1 protein-coding gene is annotated in these 223 nt (G+C 69.5%); it reads left to right on the plus strand.

Annotation, left to right across the window (positions count from 1 at the left end; genetic code table 11):
* Positions 1-4: 4 nt before the first annotated feature.
* Positions 5-223 (plus strand): type II secretion system protein GspM (gene gspM / locus ACNQQL_RS36330; protein ID WP_347069779.1); only part of this gene is annotated, 219 nt, incomplete at its 3' end.

Genomic DNA, 223 nt, shown 5'->3' on the forward strand with positions numbered 1-223 from the left:
GCTCATGAAGACGGAACAACTGAACCAGACGCTGACCCAGTTCTGGGGCGAGCGCTCGCAGCGCGAGAAGATGCTGCTCGGCTGGGGCGGCGCCGTGCTGGCGGTCGCGATCGCGTATTCGGTGCTGTGGTCGCCCGCGCAGGAAGGCCGCGCACGGATCCAGCGCGAGCTGCCGACGATGCGCCGCGAACTCGCGCAGATGACCGCGCAGGCGAACGAGGCG

It is taken from the genome of Burkholderia sp. LFS061 (assembly GCF_047978125.1).
GTDB lineage: Bacteria > Pseudomonadota > Gammaproteobacteria > Burkholderiales > Burkholderiaceae > Burkholderia > Burkholderia pyrrocinia_C.